This window comes from Janthinobacterium sp. UMAB-60 (assembly GCF_900095235.1).
In the GTDB taxonomy this organism is placed as follows: domain Bacteria; phylum Pseudomonadota; class Gammaproteobacteria; order Burkholderiales; family Burkholderiaceae_D; genus Janthinobacterium.
On sequence record NZ_LT607484.1, the window covers coordinates 451896 to 462041 of the forward strand.

Genomic DNA, 10146 nt, shown 5'->3' on the forward strand with positions numbered 1-10146 from the left:
ATAAAAATTAAATTTATATAACCTTGATGTTTTTTTGATACCTTGCCTGCCCAAGGAAGATTATCTGCCCCTACTCTGGCATGGCCACAATCGCCTACAATCTCGGGATGAATCAACTTACCCTCGTCCTGCCCTGCGCCTTGCCCAATGCCGAACTGGCTGCCGACCTGCTCAAGGTCTTGCAGGCGCCCGCGCTGGCGGCGCTGCTGTCGCGCACCTCCGCTTGCAATGTGGAAGCTTTTGACAACGCCAAGCGCCTGTTGCCGCACGAAGCGTGGCTGGCGCATGCGCTAGCCCTGGCGCCCGCGCCCAACGGCGAGGCGGCGCAGGCGGCCTTTGCCGCACTGGCCATGCGCGGCTACGGCCTCGTGCCGGAGCCTGGCGCCCGTTACTTCCTGCTGCACCCGGCCCACCTGGCCATCGCCCGCAGCCATATCAGCCTGGAAGACTTGCGCCAGCTCAAGCTGAGCGAGGATGACGGGCGCGCCCTGTTCGACATTGCGGCCCCGTATTTCGACGAAATCGGCCAACCGCTCGCGTATGGCGATGCGGGCACCTGGTTCATGCGCGCCGACGCCTGGAGCGACTTGCAGTGCGCCTCGCCAGACGCCGCCACCACGCAGGATCTGTCCGTCTGGATGCCGGAAGGCGAGCACGCGCGCGCCGCGCGCCGCCTGCAGAACGAAGTGCAGATGCTGTGGCATGAACACCCTGTCAATGCGGCGCGCGAAGAGCGGGGCTTGAAAGCCGTCAATGCCTTCTGGATCTGGGGCGCCAGCCTGGCTAACGCTGAAGCTGCGCGCTGCGCCGCCAGCCTGCATACGCAGAATGCGCCCGGCTGGCTGGCCGCGCTGGCGGAACCGGCGCGGCGCGATGCCAGTCCAAACAGTGTGCTGGCGGACCAATCCGACACGATCGTTGTGCTGGGCGGCCTGATCGAGGCGGCGCAGGCCCAGGAATGGGGCATGTGGCTACAGCAATTGCACGCGCTGGAAACAGACTGGTTCGCCCCCCTGCTGGCGGCCCTCAAAGATGGCCGTGTGGGCCAGTTGCGCCTGGTGCTGAGCCACCGCGACGCCTGGCTGGACTGCACCACCAGCAAACATGCGCAGCGCAAATTCTGGCGCGCGATTACCCTGAACAAGTTGAAAGCATCATGACCCGTACCCGCATCGCCACCCGTCCCTGCCCTTACCGCGAATCCGAACTGCTGCGCCAGGGCGGCATCCACCCCGTGCTGGCCCGTTTGTACGCCTCGCGCGGCCTGTCCGACGCGAAAGAACTGTCGAGCGAACTGGCGGCCCTGATGCCGCCGTCCGGCTTGCTGCACATCGGCGCGGCCGGCGTCTTCCTGGCCGACGCGATTGCCGCCAAGAAACGCATGGTCATCGTGGCCGACTACGATTGCGACGGTGCCACCGCCTGCGCCGTGGCCATCCGCGGCTTGCGCGCCATGGGCGCCGACGTCGATTTCATCGTGCCCAACCGTTTTGAATACGGCTACGGCCTGACGCCGGAAATCGTCGAATTGACGGCGCGCGAAAAGTCGCCCGACATCATCATCACCGTCGACAACGGCATCGCCAGCATCGACGGCGTGGCCGAAGCGAACCGGCGCGGCATCCAGGTGGTCGTCACCGACCACCATTTGCCGGCCGACACCCTGCCCGACGCGGCCGTCATCGTCAACCCGAACCAGCCCGCCTGCGGTTTTCCCAGCAAGCACCTGGCGGGCGTGGGCGTGGTGTTCTACGTGCTGCTGGCCCTGCGGGCCGAGCTGCGCCGGCGCGGCGTGTTCGATGCGCAGACACAACCCAAGCTCGACAACCTGCTCGACCTGGTGGCGCTGGGCACGGTGGCCGACGTGGTGCGCCTCGATAGCAACAACCGCATCCTCGTCGCGCAAGGCCTGAAACGCATGCGCAAGGGCAATATGCACGCGGGCGTGGCCGCCCTGTTCCGCGTGGCCGGCCGCGAAGCGCGCAGCGCCACGCCGTTCGACCTGGGCTTTGCCCTGGGCCCGCGCCTGAATGCGGCCGGCCGCCTGCAAGACATGTCGCTGGGCATCGAATGCCTGATCACGGACGACGAAGGCCGCGCCTGGGCGCTGGCGCAGCAACTCAACGACATCAACCTGAAGCGCCGCGAAATCGAGGCGGAAATGCAGGATACGGCCCTGCTGCACCTCGACGATTTCGAGCCGGCCAACAGCAGCACCATCAGCGTCTTCGACGCCTCCTGGCACCAGGGCGTGATCGGCATCGTCGCCTCGCGCCTGAAGGAAAAGTTTTATCGTCCGACCATCACGTTTGCACCGGGCGCGGACGGCTGGATCAAGGGGTCCGGCCGCTCGATTCCCGGTTTTCACTTGCGCGACGCGCTCGACCTGGTGTCGAAACGGGCGCCGAGCCTGATCGACAAGTTCGGCGGCCATGCCATGGCGGCGGGCCTGACCATCCGCGCCGACGCTTTCGACGCGTTTTCCCAGGCCTTCGAAGCCGTGGGCCAGGCCTGGCTCAGCCAGCAGCAACTGGAAAGAGTCGTGGAAACGGACGGCCCGCTGGAAGACGCGTATTACACGACGGCCTTCATCGAGCTGATGGATGGGCAAGTGTGGGGCCAGGGCTTCGCCCCGCCCGTCTTCTGCGACGAATTCCGCGTCGTCAGCCAGCGCATATTAAAAGAGCGCCATTTGAAGCTGCTGCTGGAAAAGAACGGCGTGCGCTTCGACGCCATCTGGTTCGGCCACACGGATGCGCTGGGCGAACGCACGCGGGTCGCCTTCCGGCTCGATGCGAATGAATACAATGGCACGACCAAGGTGCAGCTCATGGTCGAACATGCGGAGCCTGCTTAATGGCGTGACTGTTGCCCCACCTCAAGCATGCGCCAGATAGCCAACATTCCCCCTAAGTAATAGCGTATCTAGTCATGCAGGCAGCCGCCGGTTGCCTTGACTGGGAGGATATCGGATGGAATACGGCGGATTCTGGCGCCGGCTGGGCGCATTTTTATTTGATCAAATAACGATGATATTAAGCCTTGCCGTAATTGGAGGCGTCATTGCTGCGGCAATATTCATTGCTCTACGTACCGTTGTGCCTACGCATATTATTGAAAAGCTTTCTCTTCTTCTGCCTATCATGCTGGTATACAACGTCTTTCTAGTTGCTCGCTACGGTTCGACTCCAGGCATGTGGCTATTCAAATTAAAACTACGCATGCAGGATGGATCTGCAGTTACCAGCCGCGCCACTTGGCTACGCTACTCTGTTGTAGCCGGCCTCAGTCTATTGGCCGATATTCCAAGACTTTGGGAGCTCTTACTACTGTTCCTTCCCGCCACATTGACTCAGGGAGCCTCGGCCTTCGGCTACGCGAGCGCCTGGGAGGAATGGTTCGTTAATATAGTATGGATCTGGATGCTTAGCGAGTTCATCGCCCTGATGCTGAATAAACAGCGCCGCGCCCTGCAAGACTTCATGGCCGGCACTGTCGTCATCAAGCTTTCAGCCAAAGCACCGCAAACGCCGCCACTGGCCATCACCCCCACCTGAAAGTTATCCAGCACCATGTTGACCGGCCTGAACCACCTCACTCTGTCCGTGCGCGACCTGGCGCGCAGCGTCGTCTTTTACCGCGACACCTTGGGCCTGCGCCCGCATGCGCGCTGGGACAGGGGCGCGTATCTGTCGGCTGGGGATTTGTGGCTGTGCCTGTCACTCGATGCGGGCGCGGCGATCAGCGCGGGCGGCTACACGCACTACGCCTTTTCCATTTCCCAGGAAGACTTTCCCGCCTTTGCCGCCCGCCTGCGCACGGCTGGCGTGGCGGAATGGCAGCAAAACAGCAGCGCCGGCGATTCCCTGTATTTTCTCGATCCGGACGGCCACCGGCTGGAAGCCCACGCGGGCAGCCTGGCGCAGCGGTTGGCGGCGTGCCGCGCAGCGCCGTATCCAGGCATGGTGTTCGAGGCTGATGCTTGAAACAGAATATTCGATAAATTCATGAAATTCATTAATACAACCGAAGGAGCAAGCGCCGTTGCTGTGAAAAAACACTGTCACGCATCGATACCCCTCTGACAACCTTGCCTTTAAGGCTTAATCAAGCTGGCAAGATTGCACCCGAGAATAGGTAAATTCGCCACATTTAATTGCAATAATGAAAATGTTCATTGAAAATAGTTAACACTTATTTGGCAAATTCACTAGAATTGATAACGCATCAGGAAGTTTGTAGCGATGCATGATCAATTCTGAGGGCAAACCCGTCGAAAGGCGGGGACGCAAAGCCACCGGCCTACCGCGCACAAGCGCCACGGCAGCGGGGCTGCCAATGCAGGGCCAGGACCGCCAGCGCGCGGCACCATGCCAGGATGCATTGTCGAGATGTGGCCCTCGCCAACTCGGAGAGTTTCGCCATGAAAAAATTCACCCCCCTGCATCCCCGTCACGGGCGCCTGCTGCTGGGCGCCACGACCGCCATCCTGCTGGGCGCTTGCGGCCCCGGTCAGGAGACATCGGCGCCCCCCGCCGCCATTGCCACGGCGGCAACCCAGTTCACTGTCGAAGTGCCCGTCATCCCCGCCGCCGTCGGTACGCTGGTGGCGCAGCCGATGTTCCATGCCGCCCCCGCCCTGCTCGATGCGCCTGACGGGCGCGACAGCGCCAACAGCAGCGGCTCGGCCCACTGGCGCCCGCACATGCAGCGGGTGCCCGGCGCCATGACGGACATCAGCACGCGCCGCCTGACGGCGCAAAAGATCGCCGCCGCGCAACAGGCAGCACAGGATATCTCGCCGCTGGCCAGCGACGGATCGGGTCTGGCCGCGCCCATGGCTGGCAGCAGCATGGTGGCAACATACTCTCCCGCGCAAATCCGCGCCGCCTACGACCTGCCCGCGCTGCCGGCGGCGGGCACGGCGCTGACGCCCAGCCAGGCGGCCCAGTTGGGCGCGGGGCAGACGATCTATATCGTCGACGCCATGCACAACCCGAACGCGGCGGCCGAACTGGCCATCTTCAACCAGAAATTCGGCTTGCCCGGCTGCACCACCAAGGCCATCGCCACGAATGCCACCCTGCCCTTGCCGCCCGCCCCGGCCAGCGGCTGTGAATTTTCTGTTGTCTACAACACGCCATCGAGCACGATGACGGCCACCGCGCCCGCCTATAACTCGGGCTGGGCCATGGAAATCGCGCTCGACGTGCAGTGGGCGCATGCCACGGCGCCGCTGGCGCGCATCGTGCTGATCGAGGCGCCCGACGCGTCCATCAACAACCTGCTGGGCGCCGTGCGCCTGGCCAATCTGATGGGACCTGGCGTCGTGTCGATGAGCTTTGGCGCCGCCGAAGGCAGCTGGACGGCTTCCGTCGACAGCGCCTTCACGGGCAAGAACATGAGCTACCTGGCCGCCACGGGCGACTCGGGCAGCGGCGTGTCCTGGCCGTCCGTGTCACCGAACGTGCTGGCCGTGGGCGGCACCACGCTCAGCTACAGCGGCAGCGGCGTGCGCAGCGAAGCGGCCTGGTCCGGTACGGGCGGCGGCATCAGCGCCTACACGGCACTGCCCACCTACCAGACGGCCAACGTGCCCGGCCTGACCAATCTGCTGCGGCGCAACGTGGCCGATGTGGCCTTCAATGCCGACCCTGCCACCGGCCAATACACGGCCGTGATGGCACAGGGCAGCAGCACCGCCAGCTGGCTCAGCATCGGCGGCACCAGCCTGTCCACGCCACAGTGGGCCGGCCTGGTCGCCATCGCCAATGCCAGCCGTGCGCTGCAAGCGAAGGCGGCGCTCGGCTTGCCGCACAGCATACTGTACGGCCAGATCGCCACCGTCCCCGGCACCTTTGCCAGCAGCTTCGCCGACATCACGCGCGGCAGCAACGGCAGCTGCGGCGTGTGCACGGCCAGGGTCGGCTATGACCCGCTGGGCGGCCTGGGCACGCCCAACGTGAAAAGCCTGCTGGCCAGCCTGTCGGGCACGCAGATCGCCCCAACCGCCCCCGTGGTGACCGGGGCCAGCATCAGCGGCATGGTCGGCACGTCGCTGTCGTTCACGGTATCGGCCAGCGCCGCCAATGCCCTCAGCTACACCATGCTGGGCGCGCCGGCCGGCATGAGCATCGCCGCCACAGGCGTGGTCAGCTGGACCGCCCCCGTGGCCGGCACGTATGCCGTGACCATGGTGGCTAAAGATACCGTCAGTGGTCTCAGTGGCCAGGGCGTGTACAACATCGTCATCGCGCCGCAACCGGCGCCTGTCGTCGCCGCCGGCGCCGTCACGGGCAAGGTCGGCACGGCGCTGGCCTTCACTGTCAGCGTCACCGCGCCGAACCCCGTCAGCTATACGCTCGCCGGCGCGCCGGCCGGCATGAGCATCAGCAGCGCGGGCCTGGTGAGCTGGGCGACGCCGCTGGCGGGCACCTATGCCGTCACCGTCACGGCCAAGGACAGCAAGACCGGCTTGAGCGGCAAAGGCATCTACACGGTGGCCATCGCCGCCCCGCTGCCGCCCGTGGTCACCGTCGCCGGCGTCAGCGGCAAGCCCGGCGTGGCCCTGGCGTTCACGGCCACGACGGTGGCGCCCAACCCCGTCACCTACAGCCTGTCGGGCGCGCCGTCCGGCATGAGCATCAATGCGGCCGGCGTCGTCAGCTGGGCCAGCCCCGTGCTGGGCAGCTACAGCGTGACCGTCATCGCCAAGGATACGAAAACGCTCTTGACGGGCCAGGCCGTGGCCACGGTGAAAATCGCCGCCGCCGGTCCGACGATCAGCGCCGCCGCCATGACGGGCGTGGCGGGCAAGGCCATGAGCGGCAGCATCGTGCTGACGGCGCCAGGTGCGACCTCGCTGCGGATCTCGATCGACGGCGCGCCGCTGGGCATGCAGTTTTCCATGAGCGGCCTGACCATCACGGCCTACTGGCCGCAACCGGTGACCGGCAGCTATACGCTGAAGGTGGTGGCGCTGGACAATAACGGCTTGACGGCACAACTGAACGTGCCTGTCACCATCACGGCAAGATAAGCCAGCGCGGCCCGCCAATGGGGCGCACCGGGACACCTGTCCTGGTGCGCCCCTTTTTCATGCGCACGCACCTTGCAACGAATCCTGAAACGGAGTATAAATAGTCCATATACAGAGTTTTATTGAAGGAATGCCATGAATCTCGCCTACGCCTACCCCAAGAGCCGCTTCGAGCCGGCCGTGCTCGTCGACCTGAATGCCAAGGCCGAGCGCGAGCGATTGTCGCAGGCGGCCCTGAAAGGCTTCTTCAAGCTGGCCGCCGCCTGGAAACTGCGCGACGACGATGCGCGCGAACTGCTGGGCGGCCTGTCCAGCAGCGCCTGGTACGAGTGGAAAAAGCACCCGGACCGCGTGCTGGAAGTGGACCGCATCACGCGCATTTCGTATTTGCTGGGCATCTACAAGGCCTTGCACATCCTGTACGGCGACAAGCTGGCCGACGACTGGGTGAGCTTGCCCAACAAAAATCCCGTGTTCGGCGGCCGCACGCCCCTGTCGCAAATGCTGGCCGGCGGCTTGCTGGCCATGCAGACGGTGCGCAAGCTGCTCGACGCGCGCCGCGGAGGGCTGTAATCGTGCTGCCGCACCTGGCATCCCTGCCGCCGCTGGCCGCCCTGCGCCAGATCGACACCTGCCGCCTGATTCCCTCGCGCTTCGCCGACATGGAAGACTCCGTGCTGGCGCCATTGGCCGAAGACGACGCGCACCTGCGCGAACTGTTCGAACTCGATAACGCCACCAACGCGCGCCTGGTGGCCGAGTACGGCGGCGCGCCAGGAATTGGCGTGGACGAGCTGGTTTTTGGCGTGCCGAACTTTCGCATCATCAACGCCGCCTACACGTATGCCCGCCCGGAAGGGGCGCGTTTCAACGATGGCGAGCGGGGCGCCTGGTATTGCGCCTTCGACATGAAAACGGCGCTGGCCGAGATCATTTTCCATAAAACCGTGGAATACCAGGAAATCGACTATTTCGACGACAGCGTCAGCTACCAGTCGCTGCTGGCCGATTTTTCCGCCAGCTTCCACGACCTGCGCGGCCAGCAGCGCTATCAGGCTTGCCTGGACCCGGCCAGCTACATCGCCTCGCAAGACCTGGCCGCCATCCTGCTCGACGCCGGCTCCATGGGCGTGATCTTCCCCAGCGTGCGGCACGCCAGCGGCACCAATCTGGCCTGCTTCCGCCCTGCCCTGGTGGGCAATGTTCGCAAAGGCGCCGCCTATCGGTTAACATGGCGGGGTACGCCGACGCCGCGCGTGGAAGCCCTGTAAGGCAAGCCAGCCGCGCGCAACGGCACCCGACTCACCGAACATTGATACTCGCATGCAAACCAATCCTGAAAAAGACACCGAACTGCGCCTCAAAGTGAACAGCGAAACGGCCCGCCTGGCCTGGAGCGAACTGGAAAAACACTTCGCCCAGGGCAACGTCGTCTGGGTCGCCAATGAGCTGGACCTGATCGAAGTGGCCGTGCGCATCTCGCACGACGACAAGTCCACCATCACGCAATGGATGGTCGATGGCAAAGTGGCCAAGGTGTCGGACCAGCAGGCGCTGGACTGGCAGGCGGCCGATGCGGCCCTGTGGGCCGTCGTCGTCAGCCCGTTCATCCTGGTGCAGCAGGAAAAGCCGACGCAACACTAAAGACTGCGTTCGAGCATCAGGCGCAGCGACGCGCTGCCGTCCAGGCGCGTCACGCTGTCGCTGCGGCCCGCCTCATCCACATACGATTGCCCTTGCAGCTGCTGCTGGCGCAGCAAATTGGCCGCCGCCAGCTTCAGACGCTCGGCCGGGCCGCGCATGGAAATGATGCCGTTTTCCAGCACGTAGCCGTCATCGGCCACGACTGGCGTCGAAAGCGGCAGGCTGATGATAGGTTGCCAGCAGATGGCATGGCGGCAAAAAAAATGCCGCTTCGCGTACGTCACGAAGCGGCACTTCCACTGGCAAGCCCGGTTAATGCACGCTTACTGGCTTTCGATGCTGCTGTTGCCAGCCGCCACAGGCAGTCGCAGGCCCGTATCGACCACACTCAGGCGCAAGCCCGGCAAGACATTGCTGTTCACCGATGCCGTCGTCAGCACCACCGGCGTGCTGCCCTGCTGCGGCTGACGGCTCTCCAGCGCCACCTGCACCGCGTCTTCCTTGCTGGTCACGGTTTCGCCTTTCGCCGCCACTTCGGCCTGCACCATATTGCCCTGCGATGGCGCTACATTGACCGCCGCGATCACACTCGCCACCGCGCTTTGCAGTGCTTCGGTCGGCTTGACGGTCAGCACGCCCGGCGTGTAGGTCAACGCATAGTTGGTCGACGTCTGGCCGGCCGCCGACACCAGATAGCTGCCCGATGGCGTAGCGATGCTGGCTGGCGTGCTGAACACCAGATTGCCGCCGACCTCGTTCGCCAGCGTGTCGTTGCCCAGCAAGCCCGTGTAGCTGGCAGTGAAGGCCGGATTGACAAAGCCCTGGTCTTTCTCGGTATTGCCCACCTTCACCCCCAGGGCCGCCTGCGTGATGCTGGCCGTGGTGGTCGCCGTGGCGTTGACCGTGTAGTTGCCGGCGTCCGTACCGCTGAGCGCAATGCCGTTCACCGTCACCGTTTTGTTGGCGCCGGCGTTCTTGTCGGCAAAGCTGGCGCCGCTGTTGCTGATGCTCAGCACGTCGCCGGCGATACGGTTGTCCGCCAGGGTCACGCTGGCGTTGGTGCTGGTGTCATACACGCGCGGCACTGCACCCGTGGCGCGCACCAGCAGGCTGGCCGGCGTAATGCTGGCCGTCAAACCGGTCGGGTTGCTGACCGTGTAGTTGCTGGCCAGGCCGGTACTGGTATCGACCAGGGTCGTACCTGTCACCGTCACCGCCTTGGCGGTGGCCGCGTTCTTGTCGTCAAACGTCGCCGTCTGGCCACCCAAGCCCAGGCTTTCGCCCGCCACCAGGCCCGCCAGCACGCCACCGGACAATTGCGCCGCCGTATTGCCGTCGTAGATCTTGTTGCCGGCCAGCTGGCCGGCCACCGTCAGGGTTTTCGGCGTGATGCTGGCCGTCAGACCGGTCGGGTTGCTGACCGTATAGTTGCTGGCCAGGCCGCTGGCCGTATCGACCAGCGT

General features: G+C 64.5%; 10 protein-coding genes and 1 riboswitch. Of the genes, 8 read left to right on the plus strand and 2 right to left on the minus strand.

The genetic code is table 11. The features are described 5' to 3' along the window. Positions 1 to 107 precede the first annotated feature (107 nt). From K0F86_RS07900 to K0F86_RS07935, 8 genes are all read left to right on the plus strand, one after another. A complete protein-coding gene (locus K0F86_RS07900) occupies positions 108 to 1160 on the plus strand; it encodes a hypothetical protein (RefSeq protein ID WP_257572037.1) in 1053 nt (350 codons plus the stop codon). Next, positions 1157 to 2857, plus strand: a complete 1701-nt coding sequence (gene recJ / locus K0F86_RS07905; RefSeq protein WP_219133885.1) for a single-stranded-DNA-specific exonuclease RecJ — start codon at positions 1157 to 1159, stop codon at positions 2855 to 2857. The genes K0F86_RS07900 and recJ overlap by 4 nt, the downstream gene beginning before the upstream one ends. Positions 2858 to 2972: 115 nt before the next feature. Beyond that, the gene (locus K0F86_RS07910; protein WP_219133886.1) at positions 2973 to 3557 is read left to right on the plus strand and encodes an RDD family protein; all 585 of its coding nucleotides are present in this window, start codon (positions 2973 to 2975) and stop codon (positions 3555 to 3557) included. Between the two features lie 15 nt (positions 3558 to 3572). Next, a complete protein-coding gene (fos, locus tag K0F86_RS07915; RefSeq protein ID WP_219133887.1) occupies positions 3573 to 3986 on the plus strand; it encodes a fosfomycin resistance glutathione transferase in 414 nt (137 codons plus the stop codon). A gap of 267 nt (positions 3987 to 4253) precedes the next feature. Next, positions 4254 to 4340, plus strand: a riboswitch (cyclic di-GMP riboswitch). A gap of 83 nt (positions 4341 to 4423) precedes the next feature. Beyond that, on the plus strand, positions 4424 to 7039 hold the full coding sequence (locus tag K0F86_RS07920; RefSeq protein ID WP_219133888.1) for a S53 family peptidase: 2616 nt from the start codon (positions 4424 to 4426) through the stop codon (positions 7037 to 7039). Positions 7040 to 7174: 135 nt separating this feature from the next. Beyond that, positions 7175 to 7612 carry an MbcA/ParS/Xre antitoxin family protein gene (locus K0F86_RS07925; RefSeq protein WP_219133889.1) on the plus strand — a complete coding sequence of 146 codons (438 nt, stop codon included), beginning with the start codon at positions 7175 to 7177 and terminating at the stop codon, positions 7610 to 7612. 2 nt (positions 7613 to 7614) lie between these two features. Further along, the gene (locus tag K0F86_RS07930) at positions 7615 to 8310 is read left to right on the plus strand and encodes an RES family NAD+ phosphorylase (protein WP_374197271.1); all 696 of its coding nucleotides are present in this window, start codon (positions 7615 to 7617) and stop codon (positions 8308 to 8310) included. Between the two features lie 52 nt (positions 8311 to 8362). Next, positions 8363 to 8683, plus strand: a complete 321-nt coding sequence (locus K0F86_RS07935; protein WP_219133890.1) for a DUF2288 domain-containing protein — start codon at positions 8363 to 8365, stop codon at positions 8681 to 8683. Here K0F86_RS07935 and K0F86_RS07940 read toward each other — a convergent pair. Together K0F86_RS07940 and K0F86_RS07945 are read right to left on the minus strand one after the other, a co-directional pair. After that, entirely contained in the window at positions 8680 to 8967 is a 288-nt protein-coding gene (locus K0F86_RS07940) for a hypothetical protein (RefSeq protein ID WP_219133891.1), read from the minus strand. The two genes, K0F86_RS07935 and K0F86_RS07940, sit on opposite strands and share 4 nt — an antisense overlap. Before the next feature lie 39 nt (positions 8968 to 9006). Beyond that, positions 9007 to 10146 (minus strand): YDG domain-containing protein (locus tag K0F86_RS07945; RefSeq protein WP_257572038.1); only part of this gene is annotated, 1140 nt, incomplete at its 5' end.